At 72.3% G+C, this 20,243-nt stretch carries 20 protein-coding genes; 3 read left to right on the top strand and 17 right to left on the bottom strand.

What is annotated here, in order from left to right:
- Nucleotides 1-9: 9 nt before the first annotated feature.
- Both L3Q67_RS27815 and L3Q67_RS27810 read right to left on the bottom strand, forming a co-directional pair.
- On the bottom strand, nucleotides 10-753 hold the full coding sequence (locus L3Q67_RS27815) for a hypothetical protein (RefSeq protein ID WP_499191659.1): 744 nt from the start codon (nucleotides 751-753) through the stop codon (nucleotides 10-12).
- Between the two features lie 50 nt (nucleotides 754-803).
- Nucleotides 804-2,294 carry a hypothetical protein gene (locus L3Q67_RS27810; protein WP_499184386.1) on the bottom strand — a complete coding sequence of 497 codons (1,491 nt, stop codon included), beginning with the start codon at nucleotides 2,292-2,294 and terminating at the stop codon, nucleotides 804-806.
- 62 nt (nucleotides 2,295-2,356) lie between these two features.
- On the opposite strand from L3Q67_RS27810, the gene L3Q67_RS27805 reads away from it, so the two are divergent.
- Nucleotides 2,357-2,794: a PPOX class F420-dependent oxidoreductase gene (locus L3Q67_RS27805; protein ID WP_499184385.1), complete on the top strand. Its 438-nt coding sequence runs from the start codon at nucleotides 2,357-2,359 to the stop codon at nucleotides 2,792-2,794.
- Nucleotides 2,795-2,922: 128 nt separating this feature from the next.
- On the opposite strand, the gene whiA is transcribed toward L3Q67_RS27805, so the two are convergent.
- The 4 genes from whiA to uvrC are packed head-to-tail and all read right to left on the bottom strand — an operon-like array spanning nucleotide 2,923 to nucleotide 7,768.
- On the bottom strand, nucleotides 2,923-3,912 hold the full coding sequence (gene whiA, locus L3Q67_RS27800; RefSeq protein ID WP_499184384.1) for a DNA-binding protein WhiA: 990 nt from the start codon (nucleotides 3,910-3,912) through the stop codon (nucleotides 2,923-2,925).
- On the bottom strand, nucleotides 3,903-4,889 hold the full coding sequence (locus L3Q67_RS27795; protein WP_499184383.1) for a gluconeogenesis factor YvcK family protein: 987 nt from the start codon (nucleotides 4,887-4,889) through the stop codon (nucleotides 3,903-3,905). Before L3Q67_RS27795 ends, whiA begins: the two co-directional genes overlap by 10 nt.
- 9 nt (nucleotides 4,890-4,898) lie before the next feature.
- Nucleotides 4,899-5,756, bottom strand: coding sequence for a RapZ family nucleotide-binding protein (gene rapZ / locus L3Q67_RS27790; protein ID WP_499191658.1), 858 nt, complete (start codon nucleotides 5,754-5,756; stop codon nucleotides 4,899-4,901).
- A gap of 35 nt (nucleotides 5,757-5,791) precedes the next feature.
- Nucleotides 5,792-7,768 carry an excinuclease ABC subunit UvrC gene (uvrC, locus tag L3Q67_RS27785; protein WP_499184382.1) on the bottom strand — a complete coding sequence of 659 codons (1,977 nt, stop codon included), beginning with the start codon at nucleotides 7,766-7,768 and terminating at the stop codon, nucleotides 5,792-5,794.
- Between the two features lie 248 nt (nucleotides 7,769-8,016).
- Between uvrC and L3Q67_RS27780 the strand changes: the two genes are divergently transcribed.
- Nucleotides 8,017-8,721: a S1 family peptidase gene (locus L3Q67_RS27780; RefSeq protein ID WP_499184381.1), complete on the top strand. Its 705-nt coding sequence runs from the start codon at nucleotides 8,017-8,019 to the stop codon at nucleotides 8,719-8,721.
- 100 nt (nucleotides 8,722-8,821) lie between these two features.
- Nucleotides 8,822-9,601 (top strand): exodeoxyribonuclease III, encoded by a 780-nt coding sequence (locus tag L3Q67_RS27775; RefSeq protein ID WP_499184380.1) that lies wholly within the window; start codon nucleotides 8,822-8,824, stop codon nucleotides 9,599-9,601.
- Here the strand turns inward: L3Q67_RS27775 and L3Q67_RS27770 are convergent.
- From L3Q67_RS27770 to L3Q67_RS27720, 11 genes are all read right to left on the bottom strand, one after another.
- Nucleotides 9,598-10,065, bottom strand: coding sequence for a PH domain-containing protein (locus tag L3Q67_RS27770; RefSeq protein WP_499184379.1), 468 nt, complete (start codon nucleotides 10,063-10,065; stop codon nucleotides 9,598-9,600). The two genes, L3Q67_RS27775 and L3Q67_RS27770, sit on opposite strands and share 4 nt — an antisense overlap.
- 26 nt (nucleotides 10,066-10,091) lie before the next feature.
- A complete protein-coding gene (gene ribH, locus L3Q67_RS27765) occupies nucleotides 10,092-10,598 on the bottom strand; it encodes a 6,7-dimethyl-8-ribityllumazine synthase (RefSeq protein WP_209668104.1) in 507 nt (168 codons plus the stop codon).
- Nucleotides 10,595-11,941 (bottom strand): bifunctional 3,4-dihydroxy-2-butanone-4-phosphate synthase/GTP cyclohydrolase II, encoded by a 1,347-nt coding sequence (locus L3Q67_RS27760; RefSeq protein WP_499184378.1) that lies wholly within the window; start codon nucleotides 11,939-11,941, stop codon nucleotides 10,595-10,597. Before L3Q67_RS27760 ends, ribH begins: the two co-directional genes overlap by 4 nt.
- Complete coding sequence (locus L3Q67_RS27755; protein WP_499184377.1) at nucleotides 11,938-12,588, bottom strand: riboflavin synthase; 651 nt, start codon at nucleotides 12,586-12,588, stop codon at nucleotides 11,938-11,940. The genes L3Q67_RS27760 and L3Q67_RS27755 overlap by 4 nt, the downstream gene beginning before the upstream one ends.
- Nucleotides 12,589-12,615: 27 nt before the next feature.
- Nucleotides 12,616-13,287, bottom strand: a complete 672-nt coding sequence (rpe, locus tag L3Q67_RS27750) for a ribulose-phosphate 3-epimerase (protein WP_209671896.1) — start codon at nucleotides 13,285-13,287, stop codon at nucleotides 12,616-12,618.
- Nucleotides 13,288-13,360: 73 nt separating this feature from the next.
- Nucleotides 13,361-14,365: a zinc-binding dehydrogenase gene (locus tag L3Q67_RS27745; RefSeq protein ID WP_499184376.1), complete on the bottom strand. Its 1,005-nt coding sequence runs from the start codon at nucleotides 14,363-14,365 to the stop codon at nucleotides 13,361-13,363.
- Between the two features lie 64 nt (nucleotides 14,366-14,429).
- The gene (locus L3Q67_RS27740; RefSeq protein WP_499184375.1) at nucleotides 14,430-14,936 is read right to left on the bottom strand and encodes an HFCD family protein; all 507 of its coding nucleotides are present in this window, start codon (nucleotides 14,934-14,936) and stop codon (nucleotides 14,430-14,432) included.
- The gene (locus tag L3Q67_RS27735) at nucleotides 14,936-16,405 is read right to left on the bottom strand and encodes an RsmB/NOP family class I SAM-dependent RNA methyltransferase (RefSeq protein WP_499184374.1); all 1,470 of its coding nucleotides are present in this window, start codon (nucleotides 16,403-16,405) and stop codon (nucleotides 14,936-14,938) included. Before L3Q67_RS27735 ends, L3Q67_RS27740 begins: the two co-directional genes overlap by 1 nt.
- Nucleotides 16,402-17,334: a methionyl-tRNA formyltransferase gene (gene fmt / locus L3Q67_RS27730; protein ID WP_499184373.1), complete on the bottom strand. Its 933-nt coding sequence runs from the start codon at nucleotides 17,332-17,334 to the stop codon at nucleotides 16,402-16,404. The genes L3Q67_RS27735 and fmt overlap by 4 nt, the downstream gene beginning before the upstream one ends.
- A gap of 102 nt (nucleotides 17,335-17,436) precedes the next feature.
- The gene (ggt, locus tag L3Q67_RS27725; protein WP_499184372.1) at nucleotides 17,437-19,251 is read right to left on the bottom strand and encodes a gamma-glutamyltransferase family protein; all 1,815 of its coding nucleotides are present in this window, start codon (nucleotides 19,249-19,251) and stop codon (nucleotides 17,437-17,439) included.
- A 48-nt stretch (nucleotides 19,252-19,299) separates the two neighbouring features.
- Nucleotides 19,300-20,220, bottom strand: coding sequence for a threonine ammonia-lyase (locus L3Q67_RS27720; protein WP_499184371.1), 921 nt, complete (start codon nucleotides 20,218-20,220; stop codon nucleotides 19,300-19,302).
- Between the last annotated feature and the right edge of the window lie 23 nt (nucleotides 20,221-20,243).

The raw sequence follows: 20,243 nt of genomic DNA, 5'->3' as shown, positions 1-20,243 counted from the left end.
GGTTTTCCGTTACTGGAGGGTGTCCGAGATGGTCGCGCGCAGGGTGCCGCCGCCGTCGGCGACCTCGAGCACGCCGAGGGCCAGCAGTTCCTCGAAGGCCAGGTCGGCGGCGAGTTCGCGCACCTGGATCTGGTACCGCGGGGTGGTCCGGTAGGTGCCGCCCTGTTCGGCGCCGACCTGCACCAGGAAGCCCTGGTCGGCGAGGAAGCGCAGGGCGCGGGCGACCATGCCGCGGGTGGTGTCCGGGGCGAGCCTGCCGTCCTTGGTCGCCGCGGCGGCCGGGCGCCGGGCGTAGGCGCGCCACGCCTGTTCCAGCTCGGGCGCGTCGGCCAGCGGGTCGTTGTTGGCTTCGGCGGCGGCCGCGCGCTCGTCGAGGATGCGGCAGGCTTCGCGGACCATGCCGTCGACCTGCTCGACGCTGACCCGGCCGATGTAGGTGTCGTTGGCGAGGTCGTCCGGGCGCGGGAAGCCGAGTGCGGCGGCGGCGAGGTGGATCAGCCCGTGCAGCACCTTCTCGGTGTCGCGGCGCTCGCGGATCTTGCTCTGGCGCGCGTAGCTGTCCATCTTGATCTCGAACACCGACTCGTCGGTGGCCGCGAGCACGGCACCGGCGGCCGTGCTCACCTCCAGCACCATCAGCCCGAGCCCGGCGGCCACGGCGTGGGTCAGCTGCTTGAACGCGCTGTCCTCGCCGTAGCGCCGGACCAGGTCGCCGTAGACCACGTCGCGGGCGGGCAGCTGTTTGGGCCGCATGCCGAACGAGATCAGCCTCGCCGCGGCCTCGGCGTCGTTGGTCAGTGCGCTCACGCGGCCCCCTCCGTGTTCTCCCCTTGGTTCTCATCCCCTTGGCCGACCCCCGCCGTCATCAGCAGCAGGTCCGAGCCGCCGAACTCCGGATCGTCGAGTTCGGTGCCGTCGTCCACCGCCAGCAGCACCCGCCGCTCCCCCTGGCGGATCGCCGCGCCGACCTCCGGACCATAGGCGTGCACCGCGCGCAGCGCGACCAGGCGCGGCAGTGCCGGGTCCAGCCTGCGAGCCTCTTCGATCAGCCCGGACAGCCGCCGCGGCACCTCGGGCAGGGTGAGCAGCTCGTCGGCCTGGCGCCACTGCTCGTCGGAGTAGCGGTCGGTCTCCTCGGCGGGCAGCAGCTCCGGCTCCGGCACCTCGCCGACCAGCTGGTCGCGCTCGGGCGCCGGGCGCAGCAGCAGCGAGACCAGCGCGGACAGCGACGGCACCACCGGCACGCTCACCCCGGTGCCGGCGTGGAAGTAGCGGCGCATCGGCTCGACCGCGTCGGCCAGCGGCAGGCCCAGCGTCGGCACCAGCAGCTGGCCGAACAGGTCGATCGCGGCGCGCTGCGGCGGGCCGGAGAACTGCTGGCGGTCCTGTTCGGCGCGGAAGACCGCGCCCGCCGCCTGCAGCCGGGACTGCAGCTGGGTGTGCCGCCGGATGCAGTCGCCGACGATGTCCACCAGCTCGGCCGCGCGGCGCTTGTGCACCGGGTCCTCGGCCTCGTCACGGGCCGCGGTGATGTTCTTCAGGATCGCGTTCTCCGCGCGGAACCGGGACTCGATGTGGCTGAGCGCGGAGTCGAGCAGGTCCGGGATTTCGCGCTCCCAGTCGACCGCGCGCACGTCGCGGCGGGTGGCGTCCAGCTTCGCGCGCAGCGTCTCGCCGTACTGGACGGTGCGGTAGCGCGCCTGCTCGGCGGCGAGCTTGGCGTCGGCCAGCCTGCCGCGGCTGATCAGGTTCTCCAGTTTGACCTCGGCGGCGATCTGCGCCGATTCGACGTCGGTGTCGAGCGCGCCGACGAGCACGTTGATCGCTTCGTCGGTGGCACGCAGGTACACCTCGCCGTCCGGTGCGGCCAGTTCGACCAGGAGCTTGAAGTCGAAGGTGCGGCGCTGGTAGCTGCCGTCCGCGGCGACCGAGCCGTAGACCCGGCGGAACCCGCGGTCGGTGGTGCCGACGTTGATCAGGTTGTCCAGCACCCAGCGCGCCACCCTGGTGTGCTCGGCGGCCGGGCGGTCCGGGGCCTGCGCGGCGATGAACGGCAGCAGGCGCTCGGCGACCTGGTGGTGGTCCGCGCCGGTGTCGAAGTCCATCGCGATGGTGACCTGGTCGATGGTGTGCAGCGCGATCTCGGCCATCTGGTAGACCGTGGCGTCGGCCCAGTCGAGCTTGGCCTTGCGCGCGTCGAGGTCGTGCAGGGGCGCGGTGCAGGCGAGCGCCTTCAGCCGCCGGGTCAGCCCCTCGTCGGCCGCACCCGCGGTGATCAGCTCTTCGGTGTGCACAGCGAGCCAGGTTAGCCGTCCGCGACGGGCGCACCGGCGGGCGCATCGGTAGCGTCTGCCCCATGCGTGAGATGAGCAGGGAAGAGTGGTGGGCGTTCGCGGGTGAAGGCACGCGGACGGGCAAGCTGGCGGTGGTGCGGGCGAACGGTGCACCCCACGTGACGCCGGTCTGGTTCGTGCTGAACGAGGGGCCCGGCCACGACGAGCTCATCTTCACCACCGAGCGGGATTCGCTGAAGGGCAAGGCCTTCCGCCGCGACCCGCGGTTCTCCCTGTGCGTCGACGACCAGCGCCCGCCGTACTCCTACCTGCAGTTCACCGCGGAAGCCACGCTGCACGAGGACCTCGACGAGATGCTGGAGTGGGCCACCAGGATCGGCACCCGGTACATGGGCGAGGAGCGGGGCGCGGCCTTCGGCGAGCGGAACGCCGTGCCCGGCGAATACCTCGTCCGGGCGAAGATCACCAAGGTGCTCGCCCACGCCGACGTCGCCGACTGACCCCGGCGGCGTCGCGCTGGGTGAACGCCGCCGTACCCGTTGACAGGAAACCGTCTTCCGGGATGAGATCTCGGGACGGCTGGGGTGGTTGAGCGGCGGCGGACCACCCCAGCCGGTCCCCCGGGGCCTCAGGCCTCTTCTTCTTCGAGCATCTCCGCGGTGACCGCCGATTCGGTGTCCGGCACGCCCTGCTCGCGGGCCTTCTTGTCGGCCATCGCGAGCAGGCGCCGGATCCGCCCGGCCACCGCGTCCTTGGTCATCACCGGTTCGGACAGCTGCCCCAGTTCCTCCAGCGAGGCCTGCCGGTTGGACAGGCGGAGCCTGCCCGCGGCGAGCAGGTGGTCCGGCGCCGAGTCGCCGAGGATGGTGAGCGCGCGCTCCACCCGCGCCGCGGCGGCCACCGCGGCCCGCGCCGAGCGCCGCAGGTTCGCGTCGTCGAAGTTCGCCAGCCGGTTCGCGGTGGCCCGCACTTCCCGGCGCATCCGCCGTTCTTCCCACTTCAGCACGCTCGAATGCGCGCCGAGGCGGGTCAGCAGCGCGCCGATCGCGTCGCCGTCGCGGATCACCACGCGGTCCGCGCCGCGCACCTCCCGCGACTTCGCCTGGATGCCCATCCGCCGGGCCGCGCCGACCAGTGCCAGCGCCGCCTCCGGTCCGGGGCAGGTGACCTCCAAAGAGGACGATCGCCCCGGTTCGGTCAGCGAGCCGTGGGCCAGGAAGGCCCCGCGCCACGCGGCTTCGGCGTCGGCGACGCCACCGGAGACCACCGCCGACGGCAGCCCGCGCACCGGGCGGCCGCGCTGGTCGATCAGCCCGGTCTGCCGGGCCAGTCCCTCGCCGTCCTTGACCACGCGCACCACGTAGCGGGTGCCCTTGCGCAGCCCGCTGGACGAGATCACGTGCACGTCGGACAGGTGCCCGTACAGGTCGTGGATCTCCTTGCGCAGGCGCCGCGCCACCGAACCGGTGTCCAGTTCGGCCTCGACCACGACCCGGCCGGCGACGATGTGCAGGCCGCCGGCGAAGCGCAGCAGGGAGGCCACCTCCGACCGCCGCGGCCCGACCTTGGTGATCTCCAGCCGGCTCAGCTCGTCCTTGACCGACGCGGTCATCGCCATCGCCCCTGCCCCTCCTGCTCTGCCTGTTCGCCCCGGTCCGCCAGACCGAGTGCCTCTCGCACGCACTTCGCCAGCGCGTCCGGGTCGTGCCTGCCCGCCACGTCGGGATCGGCGATCGAAACCAGATGCGCTGTCGCGCCCAGTTCCGCGGCGGCCTGGCGCAACCGGACGGGGGTGGGCACCCAGTCGCGGTCGGCGACCACCACGTCCACCTTCAGCTGTGGCGCGTGCTCGAAGAGTACGTGCAGATGCCGTTCGGGTGAGAAGCCAGCCGTCTCCCCCGGTTGCGGGATGAGGTTGAGGATCACCACCTTGGTCGCCTTCGTCGCCACGAGCGCGTCGTGCAACCCGGGCACGAGCAGGTGCGGCAGCACGCTGGTGAACCACGACCCCGGGCCGAGGAACACCGCGTCCGCGCCGAGCACGGCGTCCACCGCTTGGGTGCACGCCGCCGGTGGTTCGGACGGGCGCCCGGGGTTGCGCAGGGTGATCCGCCTGACCTGGCCGGGGGTGCTGGCCACCGCGACCTGACCGCGGATGCGGCTGACCGCGCCGTTCTCCAGCCCGGTCACCTCGGCCTCGATCTCCAGCGGCTCCGGGCACATCGGCAGCACCCGGCCGGACGCGCCGACCAGGCGGACCGCCTCGTCCAGCGCGGCGACCGGATCGCCGAGCACCTCGAACAACCCGGCCAGCAGCAGGTTCCCCACCGCGTGGCCGTTGAGCGCGCCGCTGCCGCCGAAGCGGTGCTGGAACACCTCCGCCCACAGGGTGCCGCCGTCCTCGGTGGCGGTCAGCGCGGCCAGTGCCTGCCGCAGGTCGCCGGGCGGCAGCAGCCCCAGCTCCCGGCGCAGCCGTCCCGACGAACCACCGTCGTCCGCGACGGTGACCACCGCGGTGACGTCCTCGGTGATCCGCCGCAACGCGGTGAGGGTGGCGTGCAGTCCGTGCCCGCCACCGAGCGCGACAGCGCGCAACTTCGCTCCTTACTCGCGGCCGAGGTCGCGGTGCACGACCTTGACCGCCATCCCGTCCTCATTGGACAGTCGTCGCGCGAGTTCCTCGGACAGGGCGACGCTGCGGTGCTTGCCACCGGTGCAGCCGACGGCGAGGGTGAGGTACCGCTTGCCCTCGCGCTTGTAGCCGGCTCCGACCAGGCGCAGCAGCTGATGGTAGCGGTCGAGGAACTCCTCGGCGCCCTCCTGGCTGAGCACGTAGTTGCGCACCTCACCGTCGAGGCCGGTGTGCTCGCGCAGTTCCGGGATCCAGAAGGGGTTCGGCAGGAAGCGCACGTCCATCACCAGGTCCGCGTCCATCGGCAGGCCGTACTTGTAGCCGAAGGACAGCACGGTGACCCTGGTCTGCGTGCTCGTCTCGGAGCCGAACGCGTCCTCGATCTTGGCGCGCAGCTCGTGCACCGACAGCGCGGAGGTCTCCAGCACCAGATCGGCTTCCTCGCGCAGCGGCGCCAGCAGCGCGCGCTCGGCGGTGATGCCGTCGGCCAGCCTGCCGTCGCCCTGCATCGGGTGCCCGCGCCGGACCGCCTCGAACCGGCGCACCAGCACCGCGTCGGTGGCCTCGAGGAAGAGCACCCTCGGCTTGTACCCGCGGGCGTCGAGGTCCTTGATCACCGAGGCGAGGTCGTCGGTGAAGGCGCGCGAGCGCACGTCCATCACCACCGCGACCTTGGTGATCGCGCCGCGGGCCTGCGCGCCCAGCTCGACCATGGTGGCGATCAGCTCGGGCGGCAGGTTGTCCACCACGAACCAGCCGAGGTCCTCCAGGCACTTCGCCGCGGTGCTCCGCCCGGCGCCGGACAGGCCGCTGACCACCGCCACCTCCATCCCGGAGGTGTGCTCCCTGTTCTCCTGCTCCCCGCTCACGTGCCCGTTTCCCCTTCTCTACCGGTGGTGGTGGTCTCCCCGGCCAGCGCGGCGTGCACCGCCTGCGCGGTGCGCCTGCCGACGCCGGGCACTCCCGAAATCTCGTCCACAGTGGCCTGCTTCAGTTTCTTCACCGAACCGAAGTGCTTGATCAACGCGGTCCGGCGTGCCTGCCCGAGACCCGGCACACCGTCCAATGCGGACACCTGCAGCCGCTTCGACCGCTTCTCGCGGTGGTACCTGATCGCGAACCGGTGCGCCTCGTCGCGCACGCGTTGCAGAAGGTACAGCGCGTCGGAGTTCCGCGGCAGGATGACCGGGTCCGGATCGGCGGGCAGCCACACCTCTTCGAGCCGTTTCGCCAGCCCGACCACGGCGACGTCGGTGATGCCGAGCTCGGCCAGCACGTCCGCGGCGGCCGTGGCCTGGGGCCCGGCACCGTCGACGACCAGCAGGTTCGGCGGGTAGGCGAACTTCCGCGGGCGGCCGGTCTCCGGGTCGATCCCGGGTGCCGGGCCCTCGGGTCCCGGCTGGCCGGCGCCTTCGGCCGTCTCCTTGAGGTAGCGGGCGAACCGGCGCCGCACCACCTCGGCGATCGAGGCGACATCGCCCTCGTCAGCGGCCTCGCGCAGGGCGAACCGGCGGTACTCGGACTTGCGCGGCACGCCGTCTTCGAAGACCACCAGCGAGGCGACCACGTCGGTCCCGGCGATGTGGCTGATGTCCACGCACTCGATGCGCAGCGGCGCGGAGTCCAGCGCCAGGTGTTCCTGCAGCTCGGCGAGGGCGGCCGAGCGGGCGGTGAGATCACCGGCGCGGCGCAGCTTGTGCTGGGTGAACGCCTCCTGGGCGTTGCGGTTCACGGTTTCGGCGAGGGCGCGTTTGTCACCCCGCTGGGGGACCCGGACGCGTACCTTGGCGCCGCGCAGGCCGGTCAGCCACTCCTCCACCGCCTCGGGTTCGGCGGGCAGTTCGGGCACCAGCAGCTCGCGCGGCACCGGCGTGCCCGTGCCGTCCTCGCCGGGTTCGAGTTCGGCCTGCTCGCCGTAGAACTGCGCGATGAACTGCTCGACCAGCGCCGGGACGTCCATCTCCTCGGCCTTGTCGACCACCCAGCCGCGCTGCCCGCGCACCCGGCCGCCGCGCACGTGGAAGACCTGGACCGCGGCCTCCAGTTCGTCGTGCGCGAAGGCGACCACGTCGGCGTCGGTGCCGTCGCCGAGCACCACCGCCTGCTTCTCCATCGCGCGGCGCAGCGCGCCGAGGTCGTCGCGCAGCCGGGCGGCCCGCTCGAACTCCAGCTCTTCGGACGCCTGCGTCATCTCGCGCTCCAGGCGGCGCATCATCAAGTCGGTGCGCCCGGCCAGGAAGTCGCAGAAGTCCTCGACGATGCCGCGGTGCTCATCGGCGGAGACGCGCCCGACGCACGGCGCCGAGCACTTGCCGATGTAGCCGAGCAGGCACGGCCTGCCGATCTGGGTGTGCCGCCGGAACACCCCGGCCGAGCAGGTGCGGGCCGGGAACACGCGCAGCAGCAGGTCGAGCGTCTCGCGGATGGCCCACGCGTGCGCGTACGGGCCGAAGTACCGCACCCCGCGCTTGCGCGAGCCGCGGTAGACGTGCAGCCGCGGGAACTCCTCGTGCAGGGTCACCGCGAGCACGGGGTAGCTCTTGTCGTCCCGGTAGCGGACGTTGAACCGCGGGTCGAACTCCTTGATCCAGTTGTACTCCAGCTGGAGCGCCTCGACCTCGGTGCCGACCACGGTCCACTCGACGCTCGCCGCGGTGGTCACCATCTGGCGGGTGCGCGGGTGCAGCCCGGACAGGTCGGCGAAGTAGGAGTTCAGCCGGCTGCGCAGGCTCTTGGCCTTGCCGACGTAGACGACCCGCTGGGTGGAATCGCGGAACTTGTACACGCCGGGAGCGTCGGGAATGCTCCCCGGCGAAGGGCGGTAGGTCGACGGGTCAGCCACGACCACCAGCCTATGGCGCCACCCCGACACTCTGACGCACCCCCGGCCCTCCCCCGCCGGGATGATCTTCGTTTCCACCGGATCGGGTGGCGCTATGACGCGTGGTAGGAAAATTACCTCCTTCGGTAGGTAAGTCGCCACCATCCGACGATCGTCGGTATCTGTGGTGTGACGCGGGCGATTACGTTCCGCCGCAACGCCGAATCCTCGGTGGTCCCGGAAGCCGGTTTTTCGAAAGGACCTCGCCCGTGAGCCGAGTCCGTACCCTTGGCGCCGCCTGCGCGGCGTCCGCCACGCTCGCCATGACCCTGTTCGCCGGCGGTGCCGCCGGTGCCGACGGGGTGCAGCCGTTCATCGTCGGCGGCGAGACCGCCCCCGCCGTGCCGTGGGGCGCGCAGATCTACGTGGGCGGCAACTTCAACTGCTCCGGCAGCATCATCGCCGCCGAGTGGGTGCTCACCGCGGAGCACTGCCTGGGTGACTCGATGAGCGTCAAGGTCGGCAGCAACGACCTCGGCTCCGGCACCGAGGCGACGGTCGACCAGCAGGAGGTCTCCCCCGCCGGCGACATCGCGCTGCTGCACCTGAGCACGCCGATCGAGGCCGCCTTCATCACCCTGGGCGACGCCGACCCGGCCGTCGGCTCGGCGAACGACATCTACGGCTGGGGCCGCACCACCCCGACCGGCCCGGCCTCGCCGGTGCTCAAGACCGCCAAGGTGACCGTGACCGGTCAGTCCACCGACGCCTACGGCGGCCCGGCCATCCAGAGCGAGGGCGTCAACGGCTCGGCGTGGAAGGGCGACTCGGGCGGCCCGCAGATCGCCGGCGGCAAGCAGGTCGGTGTCGCGTCCACCGTGCAGAACCAGGACGGCGGCAACACCACCGGCACCAACAACTACGCGAGCGTGGCCAGCAGCCGCTCCTGGATCAGCCAGACCGCGGGCGTCTGAGTTCCGCGCGCCCGCCCCTGATCCGCGGCCGCTTCCGCCGGGCACCGACCCGGCGGGGGCGGCCGTTCCCATGCCAGGGGCCGGTCTGGACAATGGGCGCATGCGCATCGCCACCTGGAACGTGAACTCCGTCGGCGCCCGGCTGCCGCGGCTGCAGAACTGGCTCGAGTCGAACCAGCCCGACGTGCTGTGCCTCCAGGAACTCAAGTGCGACAGCGATGCCTTCCCGCACGAAGAGGTGCGGGCGCTCGGCTACGAGACAGCGGCCTACGGCGTCGGCCGGTGGAACGGCGTCGCGGTCCTCTCCCGCGTCGGCCTCGCCGACGTCCAGCGCGGGCTGGTCGACCAGCCGAGCTACGAGGACGCGGTCGAACCGCGCGCCATCGGCGCGACCTGCGGCGGGGTGCGGGTGTGGTCGGTGTACGTGCCGAACGGGCGTGTGCCGGGGCACACCCACTACGACTACAAGTTGCGCTGGTTGAACGCGCTGCGCGAAACCGTCGAGGCGGAGAAGAAGCTGGACCTGCCGTTCGCGGTGCTCGGCGACTTCAACATCGCGCCCGCCGACACCGATGTCTGGGACATCGCCGCCTACGCCGACTCCACCCACGTGACCGCGCCGGAGCGCGAGGCGCTCGGCCGGGTGCTCGAAGCCGGGCTGACCGACGTGCTGCCGCGGCCGCTGAAGTACGACCAGCCGTTCACCTACTGGGACTACCGCCAGCTGGCCTTCCCGAAGAACCGCGGCATGCGCATCGACCTGGTGCTCGCCGACCCGCGGTTCGCCGGCGCGATCACCGACTCCTACGTCGACCGCGAGGAACGCAAGGGCAAGGGCGGCTCGGACCACGCACCGGTGGTCGTCGACCTCGAACTCTAGCCCTCTGAGCCGGTCTCGTCCTCGGCGTGGAACCGGCGGTGCAGCTTGCGCAGCGCGCGCACCGCCGCCACCGCCCGCTCCCGGTCGACCGCCTGCACGGCGAGCACCGAGTAGTACTCGTCCTCGGGCAGTTCGAGCCGCGCGAAGGACGCGCCGTCGGGGAAGCTCACCGACAGTACGTCCGACCAGGAGAACCGCTTCGTGCCCAGCACGTTGCGCACGCTGACGCCCTCGGCGTCGGCGGTCGCCCTCGGCATCGCGAAGAGCATGGTCAGCCCGGCCAGCAGCACGCCGATGCCGATCATCGCCACCTGGTCGGCGGTCTGGAAGATCACCCCGGTGTCGGAGTTGCGCAGCAGCAGGGCCACCGTGGTGAACACGCCGATCAGCAGCAGCGCCAGCGCGCCGCACATCCACACCGCCCGGCGCGGGCGGACGGTCACGGTGGCCGGCTCGGTGGTCATGGTCGTTCCAGTCATGCTCGTCCCGGTCACACGAATCCTCGTTCGGTCCACGGCTGCCGCAGGCCACGCAGCACATGCGCGGTGTCCAGCGCCGCCACGGTCGCCTCGGCGCCCTTGTCCTCGGCCGAGCCGGGCAACCCGGCCCGGTCCCGTGCCTGCTGTTCGGTGTCGCAGGTGAGCACCCCGTTGCCGACCGGCGTGCTCTCGTCGAGCGCCACCCTGGTCAGCCCCGCGGTCACCGCGTCGCACACGTACTCGAAGTGCGGCGTCCCGCCGCGGATCACCACGCCGAGCGCGACCACCGCGTCGTGCGTGCGCGCCAGCGCCTGCGCGACCACCGGCAGCTCCACCGCGCCGGAAACCCGGACCACGGTGGGCTCCTCCTCCAGCTTCGCCTCGCGGGCGGTGGCCAGCGCGCGCTCGAGCAGGCTGCCGGTGATCTCCTCGTGCCACTTGGTGGCCACGATCGCCAGCCGCAGGTTCGCGCACTCGCTCAGGTCGAACCCGTTGGACGGCCGTCCTTCCCCGCTCACCGGCCGCCACCCCCGTTCACCACGTCGTCGCCCCCCACGGCGCCGACGGCGCCCACGTCGTCGAAGTGCTCCAGCTGCGACAGGTCGTGCCCCATCCGGTCGCGCTTGGTCTTGAGGTAGCGCAGGTTCTCCGGGTTGGGCGAGATCGGCAGCGGCATGCGGCCGGTGACGCGCAGGCCGTAGCCCTCCAGGCCGACGCGCTTGGCCGGGTTGTTCGTCAGCAGCCGCATCGACTTCACGCCGAGGTCGCACAGGATCTGCGCGCCGGTGCCGTAGTCGCGGGCGTCGGCGGGCACGCCGAGCGCCAGGTTCGCGTCCACCGTGTCGGCCCCGGCGTCCTGCAGCTGGTAGGCCTGCAGCTTGTGCAGCAGGCCGATCCCCCGGCCCTCGTGCCCGCGCACGTAGAGCACGACCCCGCGGCCTTCCTGCGCCACGGCGGCGAGCGCGGCGTCGAGCTGCGGGCCGCAGTCGCAGCGCAGCGAGCCGAACACGTCGCCGGTGAGGCATTCGGAGTGCACGCGGACCAGGATGTCCTCGCCGTCGGCGATGTCGCCGTAGACGAACGCGACGTGCTCGATGCCGTCGAGCAGGCTGTCGTAGCCGACCGCGCGGAAGGTGCCGTGGGCCAGCGGGATGCGTGCCTCGGCCACCCGCTCGACCTGGCTCTCGGTCCGCCGCCGGTAGGCGATCAGGTCGGCGATGGTGATCAGCTGGAGGTCGTGGTCGCCGGCGAACACCTCGAGCTCGTCGCGGCGGGCCATGTCGCCCTCGTCCTTCTGCGAGACGATCTCGCAGAGCACCCCGGCGGGTGACAGCCCGGCGAGTCGAGCCAGGTCGACCGACGCCTCGGTGTGCCCGGGCCGGCGCAGCACGCCGCCCTCCTTCGCGCGCAGCGGCACCACGTGGCCGGGGCGGCGGAAGTCGGTGGAATCGGACTTCGGATCGGCCAGCAACCGGATCGTGTGGCACCGGTCGGCGGCCGAAATACCGGTGCTGATGCCCGCGGCGGCGTCCACCGTGACCGTGTACGCGGTGCCGCGCTGGTCCTGGTTCGTGTGGTACATCGGCGGCAGGTCGAGGCGCTCGCAGTCCTGTTCGGTCAGCGCGACGCAGACGTAGCCCGAGGTGTAGCGCACCATGAACGCGAGCAGCTCCGGCGTGGCCTTCTCCGCGGCGAAGATGAGGTCACCCTCGTTCTCGCGGTCCTCGTCGTCGACCACGATCACCGGCTTGCCCGCCCGGATGTCGGCGATCGCCCGGTCGATCGCGGCGGCGTGCCCGCCCGCACCGGGTCCGGCCGGGGTGTCCCCGCTCGCCGGCGCCCACTCGTCGATCTCACTCATCCGCGCTGCTCCTTGGTGCCGCCGTCAGTACCGCCATTGTCCACCGTGTGCGTCCCGGCCGTCGGCAGATGTGGCGCAGCCAGCTTCTCCACGTACTTCGCCAGCACGTCGACCTCGAGGTTGACCGATTCGCCCGGTTCCCGCCTGCCGAGGGTGGTCAGCTCGAGCGTGGTCGGGATGAGCGCGATGGAGAACTCCTCGGCGCCGATCGCGGCCACGGTCAGCGACACCCCGTCCACCGCGATCGACCCCTTCTCCACCACGTACCTGGCCAGGCCGGGTGGCAGCGCGAAGTGGGTCAGCCCGTCCGGGTCCCTGGACAGGAACACCCCGGTGCCGTCCACATGGCCCTGCATGATGTGCCCGCCGAGCCGGTCGCCGAGCGCGGTCGCGCGCTCGAGGTTGACCCGATCACCCGAGGCGACCTTGGCCAGGCTGGAGCGTTGCAGTGTCTCGTGCACCACATCCACGGTGAACGTGTCCCCGCTCACCTCGACCACGGTCAGGCACACGCCGTTGACCGCGATGGAGTCGCCGTGCTTGGCGTCCGAGGTGACCACCGGGCCACGCACGGCCAGCCGGGCGGCGTGGATGAGCTGCTCAACCGCGGTGATCTCGCCGAGTTCTTCGACGATTCCGGTGAACACTTGAACGGCCTCCTGTGTTTTCTCGCCTCAGCGCCCGGCGGCCCGGGCGGCCTGCTCGCGCAGTGCGGCCACGGCCTTGCCGGGGTCCCCGGCGCCGTAGACCGCGGAGCCCGCGACGAAGCAGTCGACCCCCGCCTCCGCGGCCTGTTCGATGGTGTCGGCGTTGATCCCGCCGTCGATCTCCACGAGCAGCTTGAGGTGCCCGGTGTCGACCAGGCGGCGCGCGGTGCGCACCTTCTCCAGCACGTCGGCGATGAAGGATTGCCCGCCGAAGCCCGGTTCAACCGACATGACCAGCAGCGTGTCGTAGTGCTTGAGCGTGTCGAGGTGGTCCTCCAGCGGTGTGCCGGGCTTGATCGACAGGCCCGCCTTCGCCCCGGCCGCCCGCAGGTCCTTGGCCAGCTTCACCGGGTCGCCAGCGGCCTCGGCGTGCACGGTCACGTTGTGCGCGCCCGCCTCGGCGTACCCGATCGCCCAGCGGTCGGGGTCCTCGATCATCAGGTGGCAGTCCAGCGGCAGGTCGGTGTGCTTGAGCAGCGACTGCACCACGGGCAGGCCCAGGGTCAGGTTCGGGACGAAGTGCGCGTCCATCACGTCGACGTGCACCCAGTCGGCCCGGGTCTCGCCGTGCCCGGCCACGGCTTCGATCTCCGCGCCGAGCCGGGCGAAGTCGGCGGAGAGGATGCTGGGTGCGATCAAGGGTCGATGTGCCACGACCCGCAGTCTAGGAGGTCGTGCCCGGGCGTCCGTCTCGCATGCTGCGATGCTCACGTCACGGGTGGGACACGCCCGGTCGGGGCCGGAGGACTACCTTGCCGACGGTCCGGCGGCTCTCCAATTCCGTGTGCGCCCGCGCGGCTTCGGCCAGCGGGATCGGCTCGTTCACCAGTGGCACGATCCGGCCCGCCGCGACCTCGGCGAGCGCCTGGTCCTCCAGTGCCCGCATCGCGCCGGGCGTGCGCATGATCCGCTGGCCGATCGGCACCGAGACGGTGAGCCCGCGGCCGTAGAAGTCCATTGCGGACAACTCCAGCGGCTCGCCTGCCGACCAGCCGAACATGACCAGCCTGCCGCCGACGCCGAGCAGTCCCAGCGCCTCACGCCCCTGGCTGCCCCCGACGCCGTCCAGCGCCACGGTCACTTCGCGGTTGCCGAGCGCTTCCCGAACTTGCGCCGCCCAGCCGTCCTCGCTGTAGTCGAAGACCAGGTCGGCGCCGAGTTCGCGGACGATCGCCAGCTTCTCCTCGCCGCGGGCGAGGCCGATGACGTAGGCGCCGGCGTTGTGCGCGGACTGCACCGCGAAGCTGCCGATGCCGCCGGCCGCCGCGGTGACGAGCACGACGTCGGCGGCGGTGATCCTGGCGTCGTTCAGCACGGCCATCGCGGTCCGGCCGGTGCCGATGGTGGCGACCGCGCCCTCGTCGGTGACGCCGTCGGGGATCTCCTGCAGCGAGGTGACCGGCGCGACGGCGAGTTCGGCGTATCCGCCGCTGGCCGCGCCCAGGTGGGCCACCACCCGCTTGCCCAGCCAGCCAGGGCCGGCGTCCTCGCCGAGTTCGTCCACCACGCCCGCCACCTCGCGGCCCGGGGTCATCGGCAGTTCGGGCAGCGGCATCGGCCCGCCGCCGATGCCTCTGCGGAGCGCGGTGTCGAGCAGGTGGACCCCGGCCGCGCGGACGCTGATCCGCACCTGCCCGTGCCCCGGCTTCGGGTCCTCCGCTTCCTCGTACCGGAGGTTCTCGGCCGGGCCGAACTCGTGCTGGCGGATCGCGTGCATGACTGGCTCCAAGATCGTCTCGAGTTGTCTCGGCACGACCGTAGGAGTTCCAGTTAACTTGAGGTCAAGCGTCCAGTTCGTCCAGTACACCGGTCCACGACGGGCTGCCGTGGTCCAACCGGTTCAACCGCACGCCCGCACCGCCGAGCGCGGCCAGGTGCCCCTCCCACGCCGGGTGCGCGAACCGCGCGTCCCGCACCTGGTAGCCGACCGCGATGGTCACGCCGGGTTCACCGAGCGCGTCGCCGAGCACGGTCAGCGCCTGGTTGTCGGCCAGGCCCAGCGCCAGCTTGGCCACCGAGTTGGCCGACGCCGGCGCGAACAGGAAATGCGCCGGATCGGGGTGCGGCCGTGGTTCACCGGGCAGCCGTGAGACCGACCGCACGGGCAGGTCCGTCAGTTCCCGCAGTCGCTCCAGTTCGCCCGCCGAGTCCAACCAGCGCGACGCGGTCGGCGTGAGCGTGATGGCCAGCCGCCAGCCACGGGCCGCCGCCGGTTCGGCGAGTTCGGTGCGGAAGCGGGTGTCGAGGCCGCCGCAGGAACTGCCGACGAGCCCGAGCACTCGATCCATCAGGCGGTCTCCGGGCGACGCAGGACCGCGCAGAACATCGCGTCGGTGCCGTGCCGGTGCGGCCACAGTTGCACGTACGGGCCGTCACCGAGCTGCGGCACGCCGGGGAAGAACTCGCGCGCGTCGAGCGTCTCGGCCTTGGCGCGGCGGGCGATCTCCCCGACCACGCCCTCGGTCTCGGCGAGGTGCGGCGAGCAGACCACGTAGGTGACGATGCCGCCGGGCCGCACCAGCTTCAGCGCGGAGGTGAGCAGTTCCGCCTGCAGCTTGGTCAGGTCCGCCACGTCCGACGGCTGGCGCCGCCAGCGCGACTCGGGGCGGCGGCGCAGCGAGCCGAGGCCGCTGCACGGCGCGTCGACCAGGACGCGGTCGTAGCCCTCTTCCAGTTCGGGCTCGCGGCCGTCGGCGACGTGCACGGTCACCGGCAGGCCCTGGGTCGACTTCCGGACCAGGTTCGCCCGGTGCGGCGCCTTCTCCACCGCGTCCACGGTGGCCCCGGACAGCGCGGCGAGCGCCCCGAGCATGAGCGCCTTGCCACCCGGGCCCGCGCACAGGTCGAGCCAGCGCTCGTCACGGCCGTCGACCGGAACCCTGGTCACCGCGACCGCGCACAGCTGGCTGCCTTCGTCCTGCACGGCGGCCAGTTTTTCCCGCACCGGCTCGGCGTCGGCGGGATCACCGGAACCGGCGGGCAGCCGCACGCCGTAGGGCGAGTAGGGCGCCGGGTCACCACCGGTGATCGCGGCCAGTTCGTCGGCGGAGATTTCACCCGGCCGGGCGACCAGGTGCACCTCGGGCCGCGCGTCGTCGGCGGCGAGCGCCGCCTCCAGCTCGGGTCCCTTGTCCCCCAGCGCTTCGGCGAAGGAGCGGGCGACCCAGCGCGGGTGCGCGGTGCGCAGCGCGAAGTTGCCGATGGGGTCCTCGTCGGGCGACGGCGCGAGCTCGTCGAGCCAGGCGGCCTCGTCCTTCGCCGAGACCGCGCGCAGCACCGCGTTGACGAAACCGGCGGTGTGCGAACCGGCGTCCGTGCGCACGAGGTCCACAGTGGACGTCACGGCGGCGTGCTCGGGGATCCGCGTGCGCAGCAACTGGTAGGCACCCAGCCGCAGGCCGTCCAGCACCACACCGTCCACCCTGGACAGCGGCCGGTCGAGGCAGGCGGCGATCACCGCGTCGAGCAGGCCCTGGGCCCGGGACGCGCCGTAGGTCAGCTCGGTCGCGAGCGCGGCGTCGCGCCCCTTGATCCGGCGTTCGCGCAGCAGATCCGGGAGGACCAGGTTCGCGTAGGCGTCGCGTTCACGGACGGCGCGGAGCACGTCCAGCGCGGCCCGGCGGGCGGGGTCCTCGGGCGGCGGGCGGCGCGGTCCGTCCTTGCGCGGCGCCGGACGGCCGTGTTGCGGCCTCGACGGGCGCCGCTCCCCGCGATCACCACGGTCACCGCGCTCACCGCGGTGGGGTTGGCTGTTCATGTCAGGCGCTCTCCCTGCTCGATCCTCGTGCCGCGCGCCCAATCGGTGGCAGCCATTCGTTTTTTGCCCTGCGCCTGCACCTGGCCGAGCACCACCGGTCTGGTGGCGGTCCCGGCGAGCACCCGCTTCTTCTCCACCCGCAGCGCACCCGGTGCGAGCGGCTCGTCCGGGTCTTCCGCGACCGACACCGGCCCCAGTTTGACCCGCTCCCCGCGGAACTCCGCCCAGGCACCGGGTTCCGGGGTGACCGCGCGGACCAGCCGGTCCACCGCGATGGCCGGGTCCTCGAACGAGACCCGCGCGTCTTCCACGGAGATCTTCGGCGCGTAGCTGAGGCCCTCCGAGGTCTGCGGGACCGCGGTCAGCTTGCCGTCCTCGATGCCATCCATTGTGGACAGCAGCAGCCGGGCACCGGACTCGGCGAGCCTGCCGAGCAGTTCCCCGGCGGTGTCGGTGGCGGCGATCTTCTCGGTCACCACGCCGAAAACCGGTCCGGCGTCGAGTTCCTTGACGATCCGGAAGGTGGAGGCGCCGGTGATCTCGTCGCCCGCCCGTACCGCCGCCTGCACCGGCGCCGCGCCGCGCCACGCAGGCAGCAGCGAGAAGTGCAGGTTCACCCAGCCGTGCGCCGGGATGTCGAGCGCGGCCTGCGGCAGCAGCGCGCCGTAGGCGACCACGGGACAGGCGTCCGGCGCCAGTTCGGTCAGCCGGGCCAGGAAATCCGGGTCACCCGCGCGCGCCGGGGTGAGCACCTCGATGCCGTGCTCGTCGGCGAGCGCGCCGACGGGTGAGCGCAGCACCTTGCGGCCACGGCCGGCCTGGGCGTCGGGCCGGGTCACCACGGCGACGACCTCGTGGCGGCCGGAGTCGAGCAGGGCGCGCAGCGCGGGCACGGCCGGTTCCGGGGTACCGGCGAAGACCAGCCTCATCGGACCCCCTCGCGGGTACCGGCGGGTGGCGGGAAGGAGTCAAGGGGAGCGAACATCACCGGCGAGTCTATCCGCCGGTGATGTTCGCCCCGACCTCGCCGGTCAGGGGTGCGGAACCGGCAGCACCACCCGGGCGGAGCCACCGCCGCGCCGCACCGGTTCCGCGGCGGCGAGCCAGCGGCCGTCCGGCAGCAGTTCCACCGCCGTCGACGCGCCGATCTCCCCCGGCGCCGACGCGAACTCCTGCCCGAGCGCGCGCAGTTGCGCGGTCTCCGGCTGGTTCAGGAACGCCTGCTCCACCTGGGCGTTGTCCGAGTTCCGCTGGGACGCGCGTGGTTCGGCGATGGCCTCGACCAGCGACAGGTCGCGGTCGAGCCGGCCGGTCAGCACCTGCAGCACGGTGGTGATGATCGACGCGCCACCCGGTGATCCGGCGGCGAGGAACGGCTTGCCGTCCTTGAGCACGATCGTCGGCGCCATCGAGGACCGCGGCCGCTTGCCCGCGGCGGGCAGGTTCGGGTCGGGCACGCCCGGCGTCACCGGCACCATGGAGAAGTCGGTCAGCTCGTTGTTCAGCAGGAAGCCGCGGCCGGGCACGACCATGCCGCTGCCACCCTCCGCCTCGATGGTCAGCGTGTAGGCGACCACGTTGCCCCACCTGTCCGCGGCGGTGAGGTGCGTGGTGTTCTCGCCCTCGTACGGCGTGGGCGCCGGGGTGTCGCCCGCCGCGCACGGCCGGGGATTGCGCGGGTCACCCGGTGCGACCGGGCTGACCAGCGCCTGGGCCGGGTCGATCAGGCACGCGCGGCTGTCGGCGAACTCCTGGCTCAGCAGTTCTTCGGACGGCACGTCCACGAAGGCCGGGTCGCCGATCCAGCGGTTGCGGTCGGCGAAGGACAGCCGGGTGGACTCGAGGAACCGGTGCAGGTACTGCGTCTTGTCCAGCTGCGACAGGTCGGTGCCCTCGAGGATGTTCAACGCCTCGCCGACGGTCAGCCCACCGGACGAGGGCGCGGGCATCCCGTAGACGTCGAGCCCGCGGTACTCGGTGTGGGTCGGTTCGCGGTCGACCGTGCGGTACTTCGCCAGGTCCTCCCCGGTCAACTTGCCGGGGCGGACGTTGAGCCCGGCGGCCGGGTCGACCGGGGGCTGCTGGACCGTGCGCACCACGTCCTCGCCGATGCGGCCGCGGTAGAGCGCCGCGTTGCCGGTGCGCGCCAGCTCGCGGTAGGTCTTGGCGAGGTCCGGGTTGGCGAACCGGCTGCCCACCACGGGCGGCGCGCCGCCGGGCAGGTAGAGCTCGCGCGTGGCCGGGAACGCGCTGAAGCGGGCGGCGTTGTTCGCGATCTGGTCGTGGAAGGTCTTGTCCACGGTGAACCCGTGCCTGGCCAGGTCCTCGGCCGGCTTCATCGCCTTGGCCAGCGGCAGCGTGCCCCACTTGCGCAGCGCGTCGAGCCAGGTGGCCGGGGTGCCGGGCGTGCCGACGGACAGCCCGCTGGTCACCGCCTCGGCGAACGGGATCGCCTTGCCGTTCTCGACGAACAGGTTCTCGTCGGCGGTGCCGGGCGCGGTCTCGCGGCCGTCGATGGTGTGCACCTCGCCGGTGCGTGCCTCGTAGAAGACGAAGAACCCGCCACCGCCGATGCCCGCGGAGAACGGGTCGGTGACCCCGAGCGCCGCGGCCGTGGCCACCGCCGCGTCCACCGCGTTGCCGCCCCGGCGGAGCACGTCGATGCCGATCTGGCTGGCGTCGGCGTCGATGCTGGACACCGCGCCGAGGTAGCCGGCCTGCTCGGGGACCTTGCCCGGCGGCGCGCCGGGTGCCGCCGACGCGGGGGCACCGGCGGTGAGCAGTGCCGTCGCGCACGACACGGCGAGAACGCTGCGGAGGAGTCGGGTTCTGCGCTGAACAGGCATGCGCGACATCCTGCCCCAGCGCACCGCGAAAATCACCAGTCTGTGGCGTCAGCCGGTATCGCCGGGGTAATTGCGGCCGGTGATGATCGTGCCGGTGCGTTCGCCGGGGATGTCGTGCTCGAGCAGCGCGGCGATCCCGGCCGCGGCGGACGGTTCGACCAGTTGACCCGTGGTCTCGCGGAGCAGCCGCATCGCCCGTCCGATGGTCGCCTCGTCGACGGCCAGCATGTCGTCGACGTACTCGAGCATCCAGCCGACCGCGGCGGGCACCGGCACGCGGACCGCGATCCCGTCGGCCATGGTGTCCACGCTCTCGGTGGTGACGGGGGCGCGGTCGTGCCAGCTGCGCAGCATCGCGGGCGCGCCGGCCGCGCAGACACCGATGATCCTGGTCCGGGCGCCACGCGCTTTGAGGTAGCAGCCGATGCCCGCGATCAGCGCGCCGTTGCCGACCGGCACCAGCAGCGTGTCGAGGTCGAGGGGCGCGAGTTCGACGCCGATCGTTCCCGCGCCCTCCGCGATGGCCGGCGCCTCGCCGTCCTCCACGAACAACCGCCCGTCGGCCGCGGCGTACTCACGCGCGGCATCCTTCGCGACGTCGAAGTCGGCTCCGTACTGCTTCACGTCCGCGCCGAAGGACCGCATGCGCGCGACCTTGCCCGCGTTCGCGTTCTCCGCGGTGAACACGGTGACCGGAATGCCGCGCGCGGCGGCGGCGTAGGCGATCCCCTGCCCGAAGTTGCCCGCGGAAGCGCAGACGACCTCCCGCCCCGGTTCGAGTCCGCGGACGAAGTAGCTCGCCCCGCGTCCCTTGAACGAGCCCAGCGGGTTCAGCGTCTCGACCTTGAGCACCAGTTCACGGCCCAGCCGCTGGTCCAGCACCGGATCGTGGAACTGCGGGGTGTTGCGGAAGAGCGGTTCAACCAGTTGACCAGCTTCGGCGATGTTCGCCGCAGAGAGCGCCACCATGTGCGTATCGTATACGATGAACA

The organism is Saccharothrix sp. AJ9571 (assembly GCF_021725495.1).
GTDB classification, from domain to species: domain Bacteria; phylum Actinomycetota; class Actinomycetes; order Mycobacteriales; family Pseudonocardiaceae; genus Amycolatopsis; species Amycolatopsis magusensis.
Note: the sequence above shows the minus strand (reverse complement) of the source record. Positions and strands in the feature narration are given on the sequence as shown.

Bases quoted from the DNA above. Each gene is read 5' to 3' on its own strand.
- L3Q67_RS27815 (WP_499191659.1), bottom strand. From the start codon at position 753: ATGCGGCCCAAACAGCTGCCCGCCCGCGACGTGGTCTACGGCGACCTG.
- L3Q67_RS27805 (WP_499184385.1), top strand. From the start codon at position 2,357: ATGCGTGAGATGAGCAGGGAAGAGTGGTGGGCGTTCGCGGGTGAAGGC.
- whiA (WP_499184384.1), bottom strand. From the start codon at position 3,912: ATGGCGATGACCGCGTCGGTCAAGGACGAGCTGAGCCGGCTGGAGATC.
- rapZ (WP_499191658.1), bottom strand. From the start codon at position 5,756: ATGGAGGTGGCGGTGGTCAGCGGCCTGTCCGGCGCCGGGCGGAGCACC.
- L3Q67_RS27775 (WP_499184380.1), top strand. From the start codon at position 8,822: ATGCGCATCGCCACCTGGAACGTGAACTCCGTCGGCGCCCGGCTGCCG.
- L3Q67_RS27770 (WP_499184379.1), bottom strand. From the start codon at position 10,065: ATGACCACCGAGCCGGCCACCGTGACCGTCCGCCCGCGCCGGGCGGTG.
- L3Q67_RS27760 (WP_499184378.1), bottom strand. From the start codon at position 11,941: ATGAGTGAGATCGACGAGTGGGCGCCGGCGAGCGGGGACACCCCGGCC.
- L3Q67_RS27745 (WP_499184376.1), bottom strand. From the start codon at position 14,365: ATGCACGCGATCCGCCAGCACGAGTTCGGCCCGGCCGAGAACCTCCGG.
- L3Q67_RS27740 (WP_499184375.1), bottom strand. From the start codon at position 14,936: ATGGATCGAGTGCTCGGGCTCGTCGGCAGTTCCTGCGGCGGCCTCGAC.
- L3Q67_RS27735 (WP_499184374.1), bottom strand. From the start codon at position 16,405: ATGAACAGCCAACCCCACCGCGGTGAGCGCGGTGACCGTGGTGATCGC.
- fmt (WP_499184373.1), bottom strand. From the start codon at position 17,334: ATGAGGCTGGTCTTCGCCGGTACCCCGGAACCGGCCGTGCCCGCGCTG.
- ggt (WP_499184372.1), bottom strand. From the start codon at position 19,251: ATGCCTGTTCAGCGCAGAACCCGACTCCTCCGCAGCGTTCTCGCCGTG.
- L3Q67_RS27720 (WP_499184371.1), bottom strand. From the start codon at position 20,220: ATGGTGGCGCTCTCTGCGGCGAACATCGCCGAAGCTGGTCAACTGGTT.